General features: G+C 36.5%; 17 protein-coding genes. 12 read left to right on the top strand and 5 right to left on the bottom strand.

Annotation, left to right across the window (positions count from 1 at the left end; translation table 11 throughout):
• Window position 1 precedes the first annotated feature (1 nt).
• From IPP61_08710 to IPP61_08665, 10 genes are all read left to right on the top strand, one after another.
• Window positions 2-2,107 carry a chitobiase/beta-hexosaminidase C-terminal domain-containing protein gene (locus tag IPP61_08710; protein MBL0325245.1) on the top strand — a complete coding sequence of 702 codons (2,106 nt, stop codon included), beginning with the start codon at window positions 2-4 and terminating at the stop codon, window positions 2,105-2,107.
• 107 nt (window positions 2,108-2,214) lie between these two features.
• On the top strand, window positions 2,215-3,243 hold the full coding sequence (gene aroB, locus IPP61_08705; GenBank protein MBL0325244.1) for a 3-dehydroquinate synthase: 1,029 nt from the start codon (window positions 2,215-2,217) through the stop codon (window positions 3,241-3,243).
• A 238-nt stretch (window positions 3,244-3,481) separates the two neighbouring features.
• Window positions 3,482-4,036: a DUF4136 domain-containing protein gene (locus IPP61_08700; protein MBL0325243.1), complete on the top strand. Its 555-nt coding sequence runs from the start codon at window positions 3,482-3,484 to the stop codon at window positions 4,034-4,036.
• 939 nt (window positions 4,037-4,975) lie between these two features.
• Window positions 4,976-6,037 (top strand): hypothetical protein, encoded by a 1,062-nt coding sequence (locus tag IPP61_08695; GenBank protein ID MBL0325242.1) that lies wholly within the window; start codon window positions 4,976-4,978, stop codon window positions 6,035-6,037.
• A gap of 162 nt (window positions 6,038-6,199) precedes the next feature.
• On the top strand, window positions 6,200-7,621 hold the full coding sequence (locus IPP61_08690; protein MBL0325241.1) for an NDP-hexose 2,3-dehydratase family protein: 1,422 nt from the start codon (window positions 6,200-6,202) through the stop codon (window positions 7,619-7,621).
• Between the two features lie 2 nt (window positions 7,622-7,623).
• Window positions 7,624-8,595, top strand: a complete 972-nt coding sequence (locus IPP61_08685) for a Gfo/Idh/MocA family oxidoreductase (protein MBL0325240.1) — start codon at window positions 7,624-7,626, stop codon at window positions 8,593-8,595.
• Window position 8,596: 1 nt separating this feature from the next.
• Window positions 8,597-9,544 (top strand): glycosyltransferase, encoded by a 948-nt coding sequence (locus IPP61_08680; GenBank protein MBL0325239.1) that lies wholly within the window; start codon window positions 8,597-8,599, stop codon window positions 9,542-9,544.
• The gene (locus IPP61_08675) at window positions 9,534-10,448 is read left to right on the top strand and encodes an NAD(P)-dependent oxidoreductase (GenBank protein ID MBL0325238.1); all 915 of its coding nucleotides are present in this window, start codon (window positions 9,534-9,536) and stop codon (window positions 10,446-10,448) included. Before IPP61_08680 ends, IPP61_08675 begins: the two co-directional genes overlap by 11 nt.
• Window positions 10,449-10,654: 206 nt before the next feature.
• On the top strand, window positions 10,655-11,224 hold the full coding sequence (locus tag IPP61_08670; GenBank protein MBL0325237.1) for a hypothetical protein: 570 nt from the start codon (window positions 10,655-10,657) through the stop codon (window positions 11,222-11,224).
• Between the two features lie 67 nt (window positions 11,225-11,291).
• A complete protein-coding gene (locus tag IPP61_08665) occupies window positions 11,292-12,014 on the top strand; it encodes an endonuclease/exonuclease/phosphatase family protein (protein MBL0325236.1) in 723 nt (240 codons plus the stop codon).
• Between the two features lie 74 nt (window positions 12,015-12,088).
• Here the strand turns inward: IPP61_08665 and IPP61_08660 are convergent, their stop codons facing one another.
• On the bottom strand, window positions 12,089-13,114 hold the full coding sequence (locus IPP61_08660; protein MBL0325235.1) for a DUF4097 family beta strand repeat protein: 1,026 nt from the start codon (window positions 13,112-13,114) through the stop codon (window positions 12,089-12,091).
• A gap of 167 nt (window positions 13,115-13,281) precedes the next feature.
• Between IPP61_08660 and IPP61_08655 the strand changes: the two genes are divergently transcribed.
• Window positions 13,282-13,572: a hypothetical protein gene (locus IPP61_08655; GenBank protein ID MBL0325234.1), complete on the top strand. Its 291-nt coding sequence runs from the start codon at window positions 13,282-13,284 to the stop codon at window positions 13,570-13,572.
• A 4-nt stretch (window positions 13,573-13,576) separates the two neighbouring features.
• Here the strand turns inward: IPP61_08655 and IPP61_08650 are convergent, their stop codons facing one another.
• The 3 genes from IPP61_08650 to IPP61_08640 are packed head-to-tail and all read right to left on the bottom strand — an operon-like array spanning window position 13,577 to window position 19,147.
• Window positions 13,577-15,118, bottom strand: a complete 1,542-nt coding sequence (locus IPP61_08650) for a DUF1501 domain-containing protein (protein ID MBL0325233.1) — start codon at window positions 15,116-15,118, stop codon at window positions 13,577-13,579.
• Between the two features lie 3 nt (window positions 15,119-15,121).
• Window positions 15,122-16,714 carry a DUF1800 domain-containing protein gene (locus tag IPP61_08645; GenBank protein ID MBL0325232.1) on the bottom strand — a complete coding sequence of 531 codons (1,593 nt, stop codon included), beginning with the start codon at window positions 16,712-16,714 and terminating at the stop codon, window positions 15,122-15,124.
• A gap of 45 nt (window positions 16,715-16,759) precedes the next feature.
• Window positions 16,760-19,147 (bottom strand): glycoside hydrolase family 95 protein, encoded by a 2,388-nt coding sequence (locus IPP61_08640; GenBank protein MBL0325231.1) that lies wholly within the window; start codon window positions 19,145-19,147, stop codon window positions 16,760-16,762.
• Between the two features lie 118 nt (window positions 19,148-19,265).
• On the opposite strand from IPP61_08640, the gene IPP61_08635 reads away from it, so the two are divergent.
• Window positions 19,266-20,210: a D-2-hydroxyacid dehydrogenase gene (locus tag IPP61_08635; protein MBL0325230.1), complete on the top strand. Its 945-nt coding sequence runs from the start codon at window positions 19,266-19,268 to the stop codon at window positions 20,208-20,210.
• Window positions 20,211-20,229: 19 nt separating this feature from the next.
• Here the strand turns inward: IPP61_08635 and IPP61_08630 are convergent, their stop codons facing one another.
• Window positions 20,230-20,628, bottom strand: a complete 399-nt coding sequence (locus tag IPP61_08630; protein ID MBL0325229.1) for a helix-turn-helix domain-containing protein — start codon at window positions 20,626-20,628, stop codon at window positions 20,230-20,232.
• Between the last annotated feature and the right edge of the window lie 2 nt (window positions 20,629-20,630).

Here is a 20,630-nt window from a genome sequence, read left to right as displayed (position 1 = left end):
TATGAAAAGAATTCTCTCTCTGCTGACTTTAGGGCTTAACGTCATCGGTGTTTTATTTTTTATTTTCCAGGAAAAAGTACAATCTCCTGATTGGTTAAATTATGCAGGGAAGTTCCACCCGCTCATTCTGCATTTGCCTATAGGCTTTGCGGTTGCTATACCTTTATTTTTTCTTGTTCGTTCCAATATCGAAAAGGCATCTTCTGAAATAATATTTGAATATCTTCTTTTAATCCTGGCGTTTTCGGCTGCTGTGACCACTTTTTCTGGCTTTTTGCTTTCATTTGGAGGAGATTATGAGATAACACAACTCAAGTATCATAAAACCACAGGACTGATAGTAAGCGTGTTATCATATATGCTTTATGAATTTAGAAAAAACATAACAGATAATCCCAAGCTTAGCCTATGGTCCGGAATTTTAGTTTTTGGACTAATGGCCGTTGTCGGGCATTTGGGAGGAAGTATAACCCATGGAGAAGATTTTTTGAGCTTCAAATCTGAAAAAAATACACATAATGATACGGTTTTTGGGAAGTTGGTGAATCCTATTTTACAGAATAAGTGCAAAAGCTGCCATAATCCACAAAAAGCTAAGGGAAAACTGGATGTAACAAGCATAGAATCCATTAAGAAAGGCGGGAAAAATGGTAAATTGTGGGTTGCCGCCGATACCACTAATAGTCATATTTTGAAAAGGATTGCTTTGCCCGAAGAAGATAAAAAGCACATGGCTCCCAAAGGGAAACCCCAATTGACAAAAGAAGAAATTGAAATACTAAAAAATTGGATCAAAGAAGGGACAAACTACACTTTGAAAATTAGCCAATTAACCCCCAATTCATTTTTTTTTAAATGGAAAAGCAACTTAGAGGCTCCTGAAAAAGTTTATGATTTCAAAGCCCTATCGGAGTCGGATATAGAAAAATTAAATACACCTTTTTGTACAGTTGAACCCATCGCAAATGGTTCACCTGCTTTGATGGCCGATTTTTTTGTTAACTCAAAATTTGACCTGAATACCCTTAAAAACTTAGAAAAAGCAAAGGGACAATTGGTGGGTATTAATTTAGCCAAAATGCCAGTTGGGGATGAAGTTTTTGATATTCTTGCCAAATTTTCCAACCTCGAAAAAGTAACCCTTAATCAGACCAATATTAGTGGAAAAGGTATTGAAAAGCTTAGAAACTGCAAAAATCTCAATCATCTGGCTCTTTCCAATACAAAAATCAGTTTGAATGAGCTATCCAAATTGCTGCCTTTGAAATCATTGAAGGAGTTGTATTTATGGGAGACAAAAATTACAAGTTCAGAAGCTCAAAATCTCCAAAAAAATGGATTGCTGGTTTATACAGGTTTTGTGCCCAATCCTTCGGAAAAACTAAGATTAAACCCTCCTTCATTGGTCAATGAAAGTCTGATTATCAATGACCAAACTGAGATAAAATTCAAGCATTCTCTTCCCAAAGTTACGCTCAGATATACCATTGATGGCTCTCAGCCTGATACGTTGAAGGCACAGGAATATAAAACTCCCATCAGGCTTTCCAAATACACTAAAATTAATGTTTTGGCCACCAAAGAGGGTTGGCTGGCATCTGAGGCTAAAACTTTTACTTTTTATAAGTCAGGCATAAAAGCTCAGAAAGCCGAATTGATTACTCAACCTGACCCCCAATATCAAGGAAAAGGAGGGATAAATCTAATCAATAGCAAATTGGGTGATGTCACCAATTTTAAAGATGAAAACTGGCTGGGTTATCGGGGAAAAGATTTTGAAAGTATAATTTATTTCGAAAAATCCACAAAGGCCACCGGGATGACCATCAGCTATTCCGAAAAACCTGATTCTTACATCATGCCCCCGGAGTGGGTCGAAGTATTTTATCGACAAAAAGGTAAAAGCTGGATTTTACTAAAGAAAGTCATTCCTGATCCTTTGAAAAAAATGGGCAGCCAGGCAGCAAAAGGAATTGATTTGAGTATGACAGGGACTGAAATCAGTGAAGTGAAAATTGTGGCTCATCCTGTTTCAAAACTTCCCGCATGGCATCCCGGCAAAGGAGATAAAGGCTGGTTTTTCATTGATGAGGTGTTTTTTTACTAATCATCTGCAAAAATTATTGGTCAGCAAATTCTGAATATTTGAGTTTGCAATATTTTCTTACATTTTACAGCTTAAAAGCGTAATTTTGCATTTCAAAATCTAAGAAAATGTCTGTACAAATCGGGCCAATCTCCGAAACGCTAAGCCAATATTTAAGCGATAAAAATTATTCCAAAGTGATGGTTTTGGTTGATCAAAATACCAAAAAACATTGCTATGAATCAGTTAAGCCCTTGCTTCCTGCCCATAAAGTAATTCAGATAAAAGCGGGAGAGGAAAACAAAAATCTTGAAACTTGTTCATATATCTGGGAACAAATGACTGAAAATGAACTTGACAGGCATTCACTTTTGGTCAATCTTGGTGGTGGTGTGATTGGTGATATGGGTGGCTTTTGTGCAGCAACTTATAAGAGAGGCATTGATTTCATACAGATTCCGACCACCTTACTTTCGCAGGTAGATGCCAGCGTAGGAGGTAAATTAGGCATTGATTTTCAAGGATTTAAAAACCATTTGGGAGTTTTTACGTTGCCAAATGCCGTGTTGATAGATAAAGAATTTCTTAAGTCTTTGCCCGAAAGAGAGTTGAGGTCGGGATTTGCGGAAATTATTAAACATTGCCTGATTCAGGATGCCGCCAAGTGGAAAGAAATCAAGATTCTGGATTTGGATCAACAAAATCTGGGAGATTTGATACAGCATTCGGTAGAAATTAAGAAAAAAGTTGTGACAGCTGACCCAACTGAAAAAGGACTGAGAAAAATCCTGAATTTCGGTCATACGCTCGGGCATGCAATCGAAACTTTCTTTTTAGATAAAGGCAAAAAAAGGCTGCTGCATGGTGAGGCTATTGCCGCCGGAATGATTGCAGAAGCATACATTGGATTCCAGAAAGGGATGCTCAAAGAAGACGAACTGGCTCAGATTGAGGAGTTTATTTATGCAGTTTATGGTACTGTAAATATTGATTCTGCTGATTTTGATACCATTATAAAATTAACACAACAAGACAAGAAAAACCGGGGCAAATTAGTCAGGGCATCTATTTTGAAAGGAATCGGCGACTGTGCTTATGATATTTCACTTTCAAAAACTGACATGAAAAAAGCACTTGCTTACTACTCAGGAAAATAAACGCTTTTCCGAATTGCAGCCGTGATTGAGCCATTGTTGGAGCTCCTTTTTTTGCTGGCGATAGCCGCAAAAAAGAGCGACTGGTGAAAGCACGATTTGCTGCCCAAATAATAAATTATGAAAAATATTTTTGGGTAATGATAGGTGGGTTAAAAAAAATTATTAAAATTTGTTGAAATAAGCAACTGAAAACTAAAGTATTGCGTATTTACTGAAATTTTAAAATATTTATACCCTAATGAAGAAATACCTATTACTCGCCGTGGCGACTGCCATGACTATGTTGAGCTGTAATACAGCTAAGCTGCTCGTTGACAACGATTATAGCTATGATACAGATTTTACTACTTATTCATCTTACAATTTTCTGAATTGTGAAATTGATACAAACGACATTTGTACCGAAATACAGGATGCGATAAGGCGGCAAATGAAGGCTCGTGGATATAAAATGCAAGACGAAGATCCGGGCTTGTTGGTAAGCTACAGTATTATCAAGGAAAGGGTTGGATATAAGGGGTATTTTCAGCCTTCTTTAGACAGATGGGTGAATAAATACGAGAATGAGGATGTATATAAAGTCCAGAATTATAATTTTGGGGGCGGAATGATTCTCGTATCCTTGTTGGATGCACGTAGCAGTCGATTGATATGGAGAGGATATGCTTCGGGGGTTTTCAATAAGAAAGTAAATAAGCCTGTAAATTATTACCGAAGTGTAGTGAGAAGTATTTTTGATCAATACCCTTTGTTTGCTGCCGGTGAAAAGCCGAGGAGAATAGTTGAGATGTGAGGTAAGTGGCTACAAATTAGATATTTTTTTTAACTGGAACTATTTTTCTGACAAACTACATATTATCAGCCCTTTACAATTATCAATAAAATGACGCCTTTCAAATCAAATTTTGCAAGGCGTCATTTTGTGTTAGGTTTTTGTATTTTTTTGAAAAAAGTAAGTTTCAAATATTCTGTTTGCTTGTTGAAAATCTTTTTTGTCAGTATGTTTACAGATATTTAAATTTTGTTAAACTAAGTTTAACAATTTTAATCGTTTTTAAATTATTCACAATCAATTCCCATTTTCCGGAGAATGAATAGTACTTTTTATTTTAAATTTGACAGATTCAATTCCACATTCTATTTACTTATTTTAGTGTTTTATGCAATAGTTATTACCAGGTTTAAATCCACATTTCATGTAATGGACGAAAACAGGTTCTATGCCCAGGAAATAATTAATTATTACTATAAAGAGGGATTGTGGCATTATCTATTTACTAAAGAAAGTGAGAGCCTTCCTCTTATTCAGCGTATCATCTTTCTAATCAATTTCAAATTATTTGGAACAATTAATATCAGGTATTTTTACTTAAATTCACTTGTTTTTGTTTTTGGAATAACACAGTTGTTTTACAGCTATTTCAAAACATTGCATTTTCCATCCTACTTTACAATACCGGTTTTCTTAAGTATCTTTACACTAAACCATTACATAATTTTTTGGGGTACGGCTAACTACTTTTTGTCAACCTTCTTTTTTACCCTCTTGCTTTTTCATTTGTTAATCAAAAGGCCTCAATCCTATATATTAAATTTTTTGATTTTTTTCTTGATTCCATTTGGTACTGCGAATGGGTTCATTGCATTAGTTCTGGCAATTTTATTCTCGGTATTTATTCGTAACTTCAAATTACTAATTGGGTTCATAGCAATCTTTACTTTTCATTACTTTTTGTTTTTTAAATTCACTTATACAAGTAATTTCAAACCAATTTCAGGAAGTTTAATTTCAATATTGTACAACCCATTTTATTTTCTGAAAATATTTTTTTCTGAGGTTGGAGCATTTTCGATTATATCGGACAACGAATCGCTTAAAATCCTGATGGCTTCAGGCATGGGAATCATATTTGTCGGAGTGACTATTTACTTGTTTTTCAGGAATTTTCTATTCAAGAAGGGCAATGATACAGAAAAGTGGTTGGGCCTTGTATTATTATTTTTGATTTTAAGTGTTTTTGCAGTTACTGTTCAAAGGTATCAGGAGAAATCGATTTCAGAGATTATGAATGTTTCATGGTATCTGATGTTTTCCTATCTTTCTTTTGGGTGTGTTTATATAGCAGTCTTAAAATTTTCAAATAACCGTTTAAAATCAAAAATTGCTGGTTTTGTGGTTTTATCAGCCTTTTTGGTTTTTTATATTATTCAAATCAGAACCGGAATTTCCAATTTGTATTTTTTAAGAAATATGGGAGAATCTAATAGGTTCAATTTTATTCATAATCAATATGTTGAGGAAAATGACAAGTATAGGTCAAGCTCGGTTTCCATTCAAAAATTAATAGATAAAAAAAAATATACGCTAGAAAAGTCACCGGAATTCGAATATTTATATAAAGAGAATTTTGACTACAATAAAAATAATATTATTTCAGAAATTTCTATTCAAAAAAATAACAATCCATATGAAAATGACACACTATTTAAATCTGACATAATGAAGGTTTCCATAAATGAACTACCTCAAAGTGTTGACGTAAAAAATACATTCTTACTACTTGAAAATAATTCCGGAGACAAATGGATTTTCTATCCTTATCTTTCTAAAAAACCGATTTCCGATTTTATCGTTTCCGCAATAAATGGGGACTTTTTTCAAAATAGAACTAGTTTTACTTTTTCTCTTGCAGGTATGAAAAGAGAACCATACAAAATGTCTTTGATTAGCCCCACTGAGGTACTTCCTTTTAGCAATATTACCGTAAAAAGTAAATATAATAATCCGAAATGAACTTTATGGCACCGTTATATTGGATTAAATAGGTAATGTGCCGTTACATGTAGTCAACACTTATATCTAAAGTAAAAAATAATTCTTAATTTTGTCGGTTGTATTATTTTAAAAAAATCAATCTCAAAATAGGTCAAAAGAAATATTTCAGATCTTCTCAATATGTCAAAATCTATAAAACAAACCGAAATCGATTTCTTCAAATCTGCTCTCACGAAAGATTCAGAAATAATGCCTTCGGCCAAAGTTTTGGATTGGTTAAAAGAAAAAAATGCCGAAACAAAATACAGTCTAAATCAAATCCCACTTGACAAACTTAAGTTATGGCATTTTGATATTGAAAGTGGTAATCTTGTTCATGATACAGGGAAGTTTTTTTCAATTGAGGGTATTGAAATTAATACAAATTGGGGTAAAATAGACCGCTGGCAACAACCAATCATAAATCAACCCGAAATCGGTTTTCTGGGAATTTTAACCAAAAAAATAAATGGTGTCCTGCATTTTTTATTGCAGGCAAAAATAGAGCCCGGAAATTTGAATATTGTCCAGTTGTCACCAACTTTACAAGCCACTAAAAGCAATTATACCAAAGCTCATAAAGGAAATGCCCCTCTGTTTTTGGAATACTTTAATGGCACCAAAAAAGTTATCACACTACTTGATCAGCTCCAATCTGAACAGGGTGCAAGATTCCTGAAAAAAAGAAATCGTAACATAATAATTGAAATTGAAGAAGAGATAGAAATTCCGGAAAATTTTGTTTGGCTTACATTAGGACAGATTAAAGGACTTATACAACATAACAATATAATAAATATGGATACCCGAACCGTAATTTCGGGAATTCCTTACGGGTCATATGATGCCAATACTTTAAAATTTTTCTCGAGCCTTAGCAATAAAGATGTAAATGAAATTTTACTAAATTCAGTATTAATCAGAGATGTAAGTTATAAAAATTTAGACCAAATAATTTCCTGGATTACTTTGCTAAAAATTAAGTATTTCCTTGAGATAAAAAATATCCCTCTTAAAAATGTGCAGGATTGGGCTTATGATGGAATGTCAATAATGCATAAAGACAAGAAATATTTCACTGTAATAGGCGTAAATGTCGAAATTGGTAACAGGGAGGTATTAAGCTGGGATCAACCAATGATTAAACCAGCCCAGGAAGGTATCATTGCTTTCCTTGTAAAAGAAATCAACGGCATATATCATTTTTTGGTCCAGGCAAAATTTGAGGCAGGAAATTTTGACATTGTGGAACTTGCTCCTACAGTTCAATGTCTTACAGGAAATTACCGCACCGGCAAGAACGAATATTCTGTGCCTTTCATTAATGATGTTTTGGAAGCTTCGCCAGACCAGATATGGATGTCAACTTACCAAAGTGAGGAAGGGGGAAGATTTTATAAGGAACAAAACCTTAATATGATAGTAGAAGTAAAAGAAGATTTTCCCCTAGATGTACCGGAAAACTATTGCTGGATGACATTAAACCAGATACTTACATTCATAAAGTTTAACAATTATTTAAATATTGCTGCCAGAAGCCTGATTTCTGCCATTTCGTTTTAAAAATGAACAAAAAAATAAAAATTGGAGTACTTGGATGTGCCAATATTGCTCGCAGATCAGTTATTCCTGCTATTTTGGAATTGCCGGAATTTTTTGAGTTGGTATATGTAGCGAGCCGTAATCTGGAAAAAGCTAAAACCGTCGCTTTGGAATTTAATTGCGGATATTTTGGCAGCTACCAGGAGCTCATTGATTCTTCAGAAATTGAGGCACTTTATGTACCACTTCCAACCGGATTGCATCGGGAATGGATAATTAAAGCTCTTGATTCGGGGAAACACGTATATGCCGAAAAATCTTTCGCCTCCAACTATAGTGAAGCGTGCGAGATGATGGAGCTGGCAAAAGAGAAAAATCTTGCCGTAATGGAAGGCTTTATGTTTCAGTACCACAAACAACATCAAATAGTTTTTGATTTAATAAAAAGTAACCGCATTGGTGCCATCAGAAATTTCTCGGCCACTTTTTGTTTTCCTCCTTTAGACCATGGCAATTTCAGATATGACGATATAGTAGGCGGAGGAGCCCTTCTTGATGCTGCTGGCTATACAGTTCGTGCGTGTCATTTTATGATGGGTGAAAATTTTCAACTAAAAGCCGCCTCACTTTTTATTGACAAAAACATAGGAACCAATATTTTTGGCAGTGCATATTTGGTAGATCCTGAAACCAAAGTTGGAGCATCTTTAGCTTTTGGCTTTGATAACTTTTATCAGAGCCGATACGAAATTATAGGTCAGACCGGAAAAATTACTGCAGAAAGGGCCTTTACTCCCCGAAAAGACTTCAGCCCGAAACTAATCATTGAGAATCAGGGAGAGACTGAAGAAATTATGGTAGAACCTGAGGATCATTTCGTAAATGCATTAAAAGAATTTTACGAAGTAATATTTTCTGACAAAATAAAAGAGAAACATTACAAACAAATAATGCTTCAAAGTCAAACTTTAGAACAGATAAAAAACATTGGATAAAATGGAAACCAAGCCGAAATTTTCGATTGTAAGTCCGGTATATGGAGCCTCCAGTTTATTAATAGAACTTGTTGCCAGAATCCATAAATCTGTATCAGAAATTACTGATAATTATGAAATTGTCCTTGTAAATGATCACAGCCCGGACAATAGCTGGGAAATTATTCAGGAAATAATAAAAAATGACCAAAAAGTTACTGGAATCAACCTGAGTAAGAATTTTGGCCAACAGAATGCAATTAATGCCGGTTTGGATTATGCAACCGGAGATTATATCGTAACCCTCGATTGCGATCTGCAAGATGAGCCGGAAAGAATTAAAGAATTATATTTGCCCGCATCAAAAGGAAAAGACATTGTTTTTGCCAGCAGAGTACAACGTCAGGATGATTTCATAAAAAAATTAGGGTCAAAAATTTTCAATAACTTACTTGGGTACCTTACAGAAACCCAACAAGATAGTTCAGTTGCCAATTTTATTTTATACAAAAAAAGTGCAGTAGATGCTATGGCACAATTGGGTGATTATCACAGATATTATCCAATGATCAATAAATGGGTTGGATTCGATACTGTAACGGTACCTATTCAACACGCTCAAAGAAAGGACGATGTAAAGTCATCTTATACATTTAAAAAAAGAATAAGACTGGCTCTTACAACCATCATTGCTTTTTCTGATAAACCATTGAGGTTAATTCTAAAATTCGGATTTTCTCTTGTATTGCTTACTTTTTTCTTTGCAATTTTTCTGGTTTATAATTACGTATCCAACGGAAAAGAAGTAAGTGGATGGCTATCAGTATTTTTATCTATCTGGTTTTTATTTGGAATTGTAATTATTATTTTGGGAATTTTAGGTATGTATGTTGGTAAAATATTCGAAAATACTAAAAACAGACCCAACTATATTGTTAAAGAAGTATTAAAAAATAAAAATGTCAACTAACATCCATAATACTAAAAAAGCCATTGTTTTCGGAGCCAATGGTTATTTGGGCAGACATCTGGTTCACTTTTTAAAAGGACAAAATATTGATGTCTTGCCTGTTGATATTAAAGAAGATTCAATTGATGGGCTCGAAAATTATAAAAGTATTGATGTAACTGAAAAGAGCTCCCTTGTGGAATTAGATTGGAACCAGGACTATATTTTTATTTTCTCCGGAAAAACCGGCACCATGGTAAGTATTCATAATTATGAGGATTTTGTTTCTATCAATGAAATTGGTCTGTTGAATATTTTGGAACAGATAAAAAGTCTGGAAAATAAACCAAAAATTATCTTTCCATCAACCCGGCTTGTATATAAAGGTGCCGACTCCCCTATTGCTGAAGATGGAGAAAAAGAAACAAAAACAATTTATGCCGTAAACAAACTTGCATGTGAGTCAATACTGACAGTTTACAGCAATCTGTATGGTATCCCCTATACCGTTTTTAGAGTATGTATTCCTTACGGTACTCAAATAAAAGATGGATACTCTTACGGAACAATTGGTTTCTTTTTAAAGGAAGCAAAACAACTTAAGCCTATCAGACTTTACGGTGATGGAGCTTTAAAAAGAACTTTTACGCATGTAGAAGACATTTGTAACCAAATAATTTCATCTTTAAATAATGAAAAATCAATTAATCAAATTTATAATATTAAGGGCGAAACTTTTTCATTATATGAAGTAGCTACTATGATTGCTGAAAAATATGGCTCAAGTGTTTCTTTTACTGATTGGCCTGAAAATGATTTAAAAATTGAATCTGGTCATACAGTATTTGACGGCAGTAAAATTGAAAAGGATTTTGGCATCACCCTAATAAATAGTTTCAAAAATTGGCTTGCCAATAATTTATAGCATTTACTTTTTGAAACCATCCTAATTTGAAACTAAGAAACCTCAAAAAGAAAAAGATAGGCAAAAGGAAAGAGATGCAAAAAGCGTCTCTTTATTTTTATGCTTTATGTGTCTTTAAAAGGCAAAGAGAGTCTAATAAATGAAATCAACCAAATCATTTTTCGGGTTGATTTTTCGTTATTTTTACATAAAAATCAATTTTAATCATGAAAAAAATCATCTGCATTATTCTTTCATTATTTGTTTTTTCGGCAGTAAATGCTCAGTCAATAGACGAAGTTCTTGGAAGATTTGACCAGCTCAACGACGATTCAGATAAAACCGAACTAACAACTAACCTTACCAGTCTCACTGCTGCAGTCGAAAAAGAAGCCAATGATGGTGAAGGGCAGTTTAAAAAACAATTGCTCGGTCAGGTAGGAAATATCAAAAATATTATACCGATGGTAACCGGAGGTACTGCCAAAGGAGGCATCATTCAGAAATTGATTCAGACCATAAAAATGCTTGTTGGTGCCAACAGATTGAGCAAGATGCTGGGTGGCGGTTCACTGTTAGGCAAAGGTGCCGGATTAGCCGGTAACCTGAATATGATGAAGGCTGGAGCTTCACTTTTTGGTGAAAAAGAAAGCAGCGGATTTACTTCACTGATAGGAAATATCTCCGGAAGCACATCCAAACTCGATGGCGGTGGAATGGCGGCAAAAGCTGCAGAAACTGCTCTGAAGCCTCAACTTGGCAATCTGATGGGTATGGTCGGAAAACTGATGCCTTGATAATACATTTCTAAACTTTAAAACCGTGGCATTCTAGCTGAAGACCACGGTTTTTTTTGCAAAAATAATGAAGATCATCACATGGAATTGCAATATGGCATTCAGGAAAAAAGCAAGGCATATCCTAAGCTATAATCCTGATATATTGATAGTTCCGGAATGTGAACATCCCGAAAAACTGAAATTTAAAACAGGAATACCTATTCCTAACGATATTTATTGGATAGGAAAAAATCCAAATAAGGGATTAGGCGTTTTTTCTTATAGCGAAAATAAATTCACATTGCTGGAATGTTATAATACTGATTTTAAGAATATTCTGCCACTTCAGGTTAGCAATAGTAGTTTCGAATTTGTGCTATTGGCCATTTGGGCAAATAATCCTGAAGACAAAGACGGGCCGTACGTAACGCAGATATGGAAAGCGATACAACATTATAACGACTTGTTTTTCAAAAAAAATGTAGTGCTTGCCGGCGATTTTAATAGTAATACGATTTGGGACAGACCCAAAAGAGAGGGTAACCATACCACTGTAGTTAATTGGCTGTCGGATAAAAACATCCATAGCACTTATCATTATTTTCATAAACAAGAACAAGGAAAAGAATCACACCCCACTTTATATATGTACAGGCATCTTGATAAGCCGTACCATTTAGATTATTGCTTTGTATCTCAGTCGATAATTGAGTATCTGGACCATGTTGAAATAGGTACTTTTCAGGATTGGACTCAGTATAGTGATCATGTACCGGTTATTGTGGATTTTCGAGGTCTTTTCGGATAAGTTTTAAATCTCTTTTCTATAAAAACAAAGCCCCGGAATCCTAAAGGAAGCCGGGGCTTTTACAGTTTAGAGGGTTATTCTATAATGATATTTCCAACTGAAGTGGTGATTTTCACTTCTGCTCCACCGCCATTTACTTTTCCTTTTACTTTTCCACTTTCCAGATTGTTGCTAACCTTGGCAAGTTTGGTACTTTTGATTTTTCTGGCTGAAAGATCCAGATCCATGCCCTGATTGAAAGGTAAATCCACATTGATATTACCCGCACTGGTGCTTAGATGCAAGAATTCGCCAATTTTTGTGATTTTGGCATCGATACCACCTCCGGAAGTCTTGGCACTGATATCTCCCGCCACATTATTGAGGTCAATTCCACCACCCGAGGTTTTTACATCCAGGCTTCCTTTTACAGTTTCTACGTCTATGCCTCCACCACTTGTGTAAGCCACAATATTTCCTTTCAGATTTTTGAGGTCAATGCCGCCACCCGAAGTATTAAGATAAATATCCCCTTTGCTGTTTGATGCATCGATGCCGCCACCGCTGGTGTTTAGGTTTATATTTCCTTCAGAGTCAATCAGGTCAATGCCGCCACCAGATGTTTTTCCTTCCACTTTTCCTGAAAGGCCGGCCAGTTTCAGTCCACCACCCGAGGTCTTGAATTTCAGGTTACCATTCAGGTTTTTCATGGTGATACCTCCGCCCGATGTATGAAGATCGGTGTCGATATTTTTAGGTACATCTACTTCGAATCCTATAGAAAGCTTGTAACTTCCTGACTTGGGTTCACGTGGTTTGGCCGAACAAACAATAGTACCTTCACTAAAACCCACATCAATGATATAACGGTTAAGTTCATCTTCAATTTCTTTATCTCCCTGCACGTAGTAATTGTTGTTTTTTCTTACAAAAACTCTTACCTGAGCTTCTTTTGAGTCGGTTCCGGCCACTTTTATGCCGCCACCAGAAGTGTTCACCTGTAGTTTTTCGATCTTTTCATTGCTGAAGTTTTTTACCAAAAACGGTTTTTCATCTTTGGATTGTGCAAAGACAAGCGTCAATGCAAAACACATCAAAACCAGTAGATTATACTTTTTCATAAATTTATATTTAAGTTTTTATCAAAGATGATTCCTGATTAAAATGGTTGCATGAATGGCAGAGGAAAATATTGATTTCTAAAATGATATTTCTACCAGCTTTTTTTTGGATAATATTCTATTGAAAAAAATTTCTATTTTTACAAAAAATTAAACCCAAATAAACCATGAAGTCAATAGTTTTGATTGTCAACATTCTGGCCTCTATATCTTTACTTCCGGCCTTGTATATGGCCATATTTTCACCATTTTTGTTTGACTCAGGAGCCACTACCCGCACCTGGACCTTGTTTTTCACTGTTCTGGCAATTCCGGCTTCAATCATCATTACCCAGATCATTTCATGGATTCTATTTTCGAGAGGCAATTATTCAACTGCCCTTTGGGTAAGTTTGATCCCTCTGATTTTCGTGATTTTGTTGGTAATTATGTTTTTGAGTTCAAACAAACTGACCTGAAAACTCAGCGTTTGATAAGCCTAACGGTTTTCTGAGACACGACATTTTGGTATTTTGCAAAATAAATACCTGTTGGCAAATGGCTTAGATTTAGAGAAAAATCCTTTTGAATTACCTCGATTTCCGGAATGACTACAAATCCTTTCAGGTCATAAATCTGTAAGTTACCTTGTGGATTTTCTTCATTTATTTTGAAAAATATTTCCTCAGAAAAAGGATTTGGATAAGCTTTAAGAAAATCCTTTGCATTTTCTGGTTCATTGGCAAGCAGGTTTCCGCAATTGCCCCCCAGCGTAATAGGCAGAGCTTCAAATTCATCAAAAAGAATATTTTTTATTTCGGAAGAATCGACACAAAACCAATATTTAAAAATGGATGCGTAAACCGCCCTAAAGTCATATTGCATCGGAATATTATCATTATTTCCAACTGTGGCAGATATGGTGGTAGGTTTTCCAAAATATCTGGAATTGACTTTTGCCCCAAAATAAAATAAAGGTGCAGCTGCTCCATGATCGGTTCCAAGACTAGCATTGGATTTAATCCTGCGGCCAAATTCAGAATAAGTCATGCCCATTACCCTGTCCTGAACGCCCAAAAACTTCAGGTCTTCCTGAAAAGCCTTGATGGAGTCGGCGAGTTGAGCAAGAAGGTTGGCATGCGTGCCCGTGCTGGTGTCGGTGGCTACCGCCTGTGTACTATGCGTATCAAAGCCACTGAGTTTTACATAATAAATCTTGGTTTTCAGTCCACCCGCAATGAGCCTGGCCACTATTTTGAGCTGGTTGGCAAGGTTGAGATTGGGATACTCTTTTTGCTGGCTTACTTTTAGAGCAGCTGCTTTTATTGTGGATGCATATTGATTGGTTTGACTCGAAATTTTACGAATAAAACTCAATTCTTTTCCAGCCAGGGTGTTGGGGGCTGGTTCAACTGTATCGTCAATGAGATTATAAAAATTTGCGGTGTCAGAAATAGACATACCCATGCTGAAAATTGGACCCTGAAGTGCTGTAGAGACCACAGAGCCTATCTGAATCGCAAGCGGGTCGGGATATTTTTCAGATGGATAGCCTTCCGGGAAATTGGGGTGCTCCATTGCCAGATACCGTCCTGCCCAACCACTCTCCAAAACTTCGTTAGAATCAGATGCTGTATTCCAGATATCGGTTGCTCTGAAATGCGAATAGTTGGGATTGGGATAGCCCACATCCTGAATGATACCGGCCTGCCCCTCGGCAAACATACCTGTTAAGTTTTTTAAAGAGGGATGGAGCCCGATTTGGTCACTTTGGCCAATTTTCAGAACTTTGTTTTCCGCAATCGCTATATTTTTCCTGGCATTGAGGTAATTGGCATATTGGTTGACAGGAATAATGGTATTCAGTCCGTCATTTCCTCCATTTAACTGTATCACCACCAGTACTTTATCGTTTTCCAAAAGACTCTCACTGAGGCGACCCATTCCCCACAGATTTTGTCTGTCGAGTAAAACCGGAGCCATCAAACCGGTCATTGAGTTTTTTATAAAATCTCTTCTTTTCATGGTTTAATGCAGTTGGTATTCGGGTAAATCCATCAAATATGTGAGCAGTTTTCTCAGTCTGGTATTAACCAAACTAATATTGGTATTTGTAGGTTTTTCTTTGGCAGCGGTCCATATTTCGGTCCAATAATAATCTGAGGCTTGATTGTCAAGCAAAAAATCAGTTTTGAAATCTGATTTTGTTTTTGCCGAAAAGTCAATTTGAAAAAACAAGGTAGTAAGTTCCTCGATCAAAGCGTTTGGATCTGAAGGATTCTTGAGTTTTGAAATGAAGGCAATTGGGTCAAAACTCAAAGTTTGGTTATTTCGTTTGAGACCTTTGGCTATGAAATTATCGCTTGCTTTGGTTCTTTGCGGCAACGTCGTGGAGTTGATCCAGATTTCATGAAAAACCGGTGACTGATAATATGCAGGCCAGCCCGCCACACTGGGTGGGTTACCTAAAACCTGTTCTCCTTTATCTGCTACACCACCTAAGTCATTAGCCAGCAAGTAATATTCAAGAATATAATTCTCATAAACCGGCCAGGTAGGTTCATAAACCCGCAAAACTCCCAAAATGTGATCGACCGGGCTTTTAATCACAGCTCCCCGCAATTCGCTATCATAAAAATGTTTACTCGAAAACATTGCTTTCAATACGGGGGCTATCTCATATTTATTATCTCTGAATATTTTGGCGATTGGAACAATGAATTTTTCCTCTATTTCCGCCGTTATTTCGTAGTAAAAAAAGAAAATATAAAGTTTTCTTACTATAAAAAGACTGACTTCTTCGACTGAAAATATCATAGTGAGCAGGTCGTCAAGTTCGTTTTGAGCCGAATCACCGGTGCGGCCGGTTATAGTCTTATTTCCAAAAAATGTAGAAAACTTTTTATCCGTAGTATCGTGTCTGTCCGCCTGAAAATATGAAGTTACCGTATCACGATTCACTCTGTAACCCGTCAACACTTTGGCTGCATTTTTTACATCATCCTCGGTATATTTTGAGTTAGGGCCTTTGCCCAGCGTAAATAATTCCTGAAGCTCCCGGGCATAGTTTTCGTCAGGAGCGGTTTTAGTATTATGATACCCATTGAGATAAACCAGCATGGCAGGGTCAAGCGAAATCGCTTTAACAAAATCTTTGAAATTGCCCAAAGCAAATTTTCTAATAGTATTCAGATATTTATAGCCCATTCGGGCATCATCGTAGCTGCTGATTTCGGTCGCAAAATGGTTGTGCCAAAACAAGCACATTTTTTCGTGAATGGAGGTGGTCTGAAAATGCATCTGCAATATCCACCAGGCTTTGAGTGATTGCTGGCGGCGACTGTTTACCGTTCCATCGCCATAAAGAGCGTTGACCCAGGTTTGACCCAAAGCCACTCCAGTGGTATCTTTTACTGATGATTCATAATGGTTGACCGGAGGATTGGGCGTAGCGGCAACTTTTACCAATTCATTTACGGCCTGATCCAGATTATATTTCTCAAACTTCTGTACATCTTTCAGGCTAACCCCAAAAAGAGTTCTGCTCAGTAAATGTTTTCTGGCTTTTGCATCAAATGTACCCGTAAATTTTTCATGACTGATGGGTCCGAAGGACTTCATAGGATCGGGAGTTTATACCATTTGACGCAAAAAATACGCCAAGGTTTAAAACTTCGCTTCAAATATTTTATCCTTTTCCAAAGAAATATTTTTTACATAATCTTTATACACTATCTCGGTCTCACCACCTGGTTTTCCTTTGATAGTCAAAGTTTTAAGCTTTCCTGCTTCCCAACTCATATCTACTTCAAATCCACCGCGGGCTTTTAGTCCTTTTACCGATCCGGTTTTCCAGGCATCAGGCAAAGCGGGCAGCAAAATTATCTTGTCTGAAGTACTCTGAAGCAGCATTTCGGCCACAGCGGCTGCTCCGCCAAAGTTTCCATCGATCTGGAAAGGTGGGTGTGCGTCAAAAAGATTGGGATAGGTGCCACCACCTCTTTGGTAGTTTACTTTAACTTCGTCGGGCTCCACATATTTAAGCAGCTCTCTGTACATTTTATATGCCCTGTTGCCATCCCAGAGCCGTGCCCAGAGGTTTATTCTCCAACCTTTTGACCAGCCTGTAGTTTCATCACCTTTGATTTCCAGAGTAGTTTTTACAGCTTTGGCAAGACCGGGTGTTTCGGTCATATTGAGATGTGAGCCCGGAAACATTCCATACAAATGTGACTGATGACGATGCTGGGGCTCAGGGTCGGCCCAATCATAATACCACTCCTGCAAATTCCCCTTTTTGCCCACCTGATAAGGGTGCAGATTGGCCAGCACTTCTTCAAGTTTATTTTTGAAATCCCAGTCGTTTTCCAAAACGTTTATTGCACCTATCAAATCAACAAAAAGCTCTTTTATCATCGCAATGTCAGCGGTACCCCCATAAAGTGTGGCTCCTTTGTAACCTTTATCAGTGATATAGACGTTTTCTGGCGAAGTAGAAGGCGAAGTAATGTATTGGTCGTTCTGATCTTTTACGAGCATCGAAAGACAAAATTCAGCAGCACCTTTCATGAGTGGATAGGCTTTTTCTTTCAGAAATTGCTTGTCTTTTGTGAAAAGATAATGCTCCCACAAATGCGTACTGGCCCAGGTACCTCCCATGGCCCAATTGGCCCAGACTGGGTCACCTTTGCCAAAATTACCCACCGGATTGGTCATGGCCCAAATATCGGAATTATGGTGACAAGCCCAACCGTTGGCTCCGTAAAAGGTTTTTGCAGTGATTCGACCGGTTTTTTCGAGGTTTTCAATAAATGAAAGAAAAGGGGCATGCAATTCAGAGAGATTGGTATTTTCAGCCAGCCAATAGTTTTCTTCGGCGTTGATGTTCATCGTGTAGTTACTGCTCCACGGTGGCCTCACATAAGGATTCCACAAGCCCTGCAGGTTTGCTGGTACTCCCGAAGTCCTGGAACTACTGATGAGCAAATATCTTCCAAACTGGAAATATAAGGTTTCCAGATAGCGGTCTTCAGCACCTGTGGCATATTTTTTTAGTCTTTCATCTGTGGGTAGGTCTTCGATTTTTCCGGGGTTCAAATCGAGTTTTACCCGGTCAAAATAATTTTTGTAATCTGCTAAATGTCTATTCTTTAATACTTCATAAGATTTTGACTGCATGGCACTTAATTGATTTTTTACAATGGCTTTTTCATCTTTACCTTGTGTAAATGGGTCTATATCAAATCCATTGAAACTGGTTGCCATACTCACGATGACAACGACCTCTGTGGCATTTTGAACCGAAATTGCGGTAGCAGTTTTTCCAATTTTTCCACCTTTATTTTTTAAAGTTATATTTCCAAAAAATCGTGTCCCCCGATTTTCAGCATAAACTACAGGGTCTATGTTGTTATTCACATAATTGGGATCGGCCTTAATGGGAGCTCTGCCTTCAAAAACCAAGGTCTTATTTTCGGGTTTTACCGAATATTTCAGAAGCGATTCAAACCTGAGATCAAAATTCAACTTTCCGGGGGCTGAACTTTTTATCTTGATAATTAATGCTTTATCAGGATTTGAATAAAAATATTCCCGACTGATTTTGGAACCATCCTGTTCATAATTTACTCTGGCGAAGGCATCATCGAGAGATAGTTCCCGGTAATAATTATTGGTTTTTCCTTTTTTGAAATCAAAATATAGCGTTCCCAAAGGAGCATAAGATTCCGAGAATTTCCCCTGAATATTTCTGATTAATGAATCGGCAGCCTTGTAATTTTCATTTTTCAAAGCTTCTCTTACCAATGGCAAATATTTGTAAGCTTCAGGATTCATATTGGCGTTTACCGGTTCTCCCGACCACAAAGTGAGGTCATTTAGAAATATTTTATCGGTCTCGGTACCTCCAAAAATAGTAGCTCCCTGCATCCCATTTCCTATAGGCAATGCTTCTTCAAAATAGCCTGCAGGTTGTTTGTACCACAGTTTTAAAGGCGTTTTTTGGGAAAAAGAATATTGAGAAAGCAGGAAAAAGAGAAGGAATTTGAACTTCATTTTTTTAAGGTTTGAATGTTTCTCAAAAATAAGGAAAATTGCCGATAGCAGCGTTTTATTAAAAGATGAATTGTTTTGAATTGATAAATATTGGTTTTCTTTGGAAAAATTTTAGAAAATGAAAATAGTTTTTCTTGACTCCTATACAGTAAACCCGAAAGAAGTAAATCTGGATAGATTCAAACAATTGGGGGATTTTATACATTATGACCGCACTACACCTGGGCAGGTTTTGGAAAGAGCCAAAGATGCCGAGATTATCCTGACCAATAAAGTGGTGATTTCGGCTGAAATAATGAAACAACTTCCTGATTTGAAATTTATTGGAGTCACCGCTACCGGATATAATGTGATAGATATAGCCGCCGCAAAAGAAAAAGGAATAATTGTAACCAATGCCCGGAATTATGGTTCTAATGCAGTGGCTCAACATGTAATTGCCATGATACTTGAATTCACCAATCGTTTGCCGGAGCATGATAATCTTAAAAAATGGGCCTCACAACCAGATTTTTGTTATTATGATTTTACTTTTTCAGAGCTTTCAGGTAAAACATTAGGACTTATTGGCTTTGGAAATATTGCCAAAAAAGTAGCTCAGCTGGCACTGGCCTTTGGAATGAAAATATTGGTATTTAAGCCCAATCCATTGCTGGAAAATATAGAAGGAATTTCCCAAACTAATCTTGAATCGCTGTTGGAGAAATCAGATTTTGTGAGTTTACATTGTCCATTAAGTCTAGAAAATGAGAAATTTATGAATATAGAGGCATTTGAAAAAATGAAAAAAACAGCTATTCTCCTAAATACTGCTCGTGGAGGGTTAATCAATGAAACTGATTTAAAAAATGCACTTGAAAACGAAATCATTGCCGGAGCCTATCTCGATGTTTTAACTGTAGAACCACCCCAAGTGGATCACCCTTTTCTTGGACTGAAAAACTGCAAAATATCACCTCACATAGCCTGGGCGAGTATTGAGGCCCGAAATAGATTAATGGATATAGTCTTTGAAAATATAAGGATGTTTCAGGAAGGAAAGCCTCAGAATGTGATAGAGTAACTTAAAAAAAATAAAACTTTTAGGCTATTAAAACCTCTGCCGATATTCCAAGATTCTTATGTATTTCTCTTATCATTTTTAAGCTAAGCCTTCTCTTTCGGTTTAACACCTCCGAAACACGGTTTTCACCACCAAAATATTTTGCAACTTCTTTTTGTGAAAGATTTAACATTTCCATTCTTTCGATAATCGCAGAAACCGGGTCTGGAGAAGGAATAGGAAAATGCTTTTTTTCATATTCAACAGCAAGTGTTGTAATTGCATCTAAAATTTCAAGGGCCTTTTGTCTTTGAGTGCTGTCTTCAATCATATCAGAATCAATTAGATTATTTATGATTGCATTAGCCTTTTCAAAATCTTCTGTATTTGCAATAGGCTTTATTACAATACTTTCAATATCAATGCTTTGCTTTATCATTT

This window comes from Cytophagaceae bacterium, from assembly GCA_016722655.1.
Classification (GTDB): domain Bacteria; phylum Bacteroidota; class Bacteroidia; order Cytophagales; family Spirosomataceae; genus Leadbetterella.
Note: the sequence above shows the minus strand (reverse complement) of the source record. Positions and strands in the feature narration are given on the sequence as shown.

Coding starts and splice junctions, on each gene's coding strand:
- IPP61_08710 (MBL0325245.1), top strand. CDS start 2: ATGAAAAGAATTCTCTCTCTGCTGACTTTAGGGCTTAACGTCATCGGT.
- aroB (MBL0325244.1), top strand. CDS start 2,215: ATGTCTGTACAAATCGGGCCAATCTCCGAAACGCTAAGCCAATATTTA.
- IPP61_08700 (MBL0325243.1), top strand. CDS start 3,482: ATGAAGAAATACCTATTACTCGCCGTGGCGACTGCCATGACTATGTTG.
- IPP61_08690 (MBL0325241.1), top strand. CDS start 6,200: ATGTCAAAATCTATAAAACAAACCGAAATCGATTTCTTCAAATCTGCT.
- IPP61_08685 (MBL0325240.1), top strand. CDS start 7,624: ATGAACAAAAAAATAAAAATTGGAGTACTTGGATGTGCCAATATTGCT.
- IPP61_08680 (MBL0325239.1), top strand. CDS start 8,597: ATGGAAACCAAGCCGAAATTTTCGATTGTAAGTCCGGTATATGGAGCC.
- IPP61_08675 (MBL0325238.1), top strand. CDS start 9,534: ATGTCAACTAACATCCATAATACTAAAAAAGCCATTGTTTTCGGAGCC.
- IPP61_08670 (MBL0325237.1), top strand. CDS start 10,655: ATGAAAAAAATCATCTGCATTATTCTTTCATTATTTGTTTTTTCGGCA.
- IPP61_08665 (MBL0325236.1), top strand. CDS start 11,292: ATGAAGATCATCACATGGAATTGCAATATGGCATTCAGGAAAAAAGCA.
- IPP61_08660 (MBL0325235.1), bottom strand. CDS start 13,114: ATGAAAAAGTATAATCTACTGGTTTTGATGTGTTTTGCATTGACGCTT.
- IPP61_08655 (MBL0325234.1), top strand. CDS start 13,282: ATGAAGTCAATAGTTTTGATTGTCAACATTCTGGCCTCTATATCTTTA.
- IPP61_08650 (MBL0325233.1), bottom strand. CDS start 15,118: ATGAAAAGAAGAGATTTTATAAAAAACTCAATGACCGGTTTGATGGCT.
- IPP61_08645 (MBL0325232.1), bottom strand. CDS start 16,714: ATGAAGTCCTTCGGACCCATCAGTCATGAAAAATTTACGGGTACATTT.
- IPP61_08640 (MBL0325231.1), bottom strand. CDS start 19,147: ATGAAGTTCAAATTCCTTCTCTTTTTCCTGCTTTCTCAATATTCTTTT.
- IPP61_08635 (MBL0325230.1), top strand. CDS start 19,266: ATGAAAATAGTTTTTCTTGACTCCTATACAGTAAACCCGAAAGAAGTA.
- IPP61_08630 (MBL0325229.1), bottom strand. CDS start 20,628: ATGATAAAGCAAAGCATTGATATTGAAAGTATTGTAATAAAGCCTATT.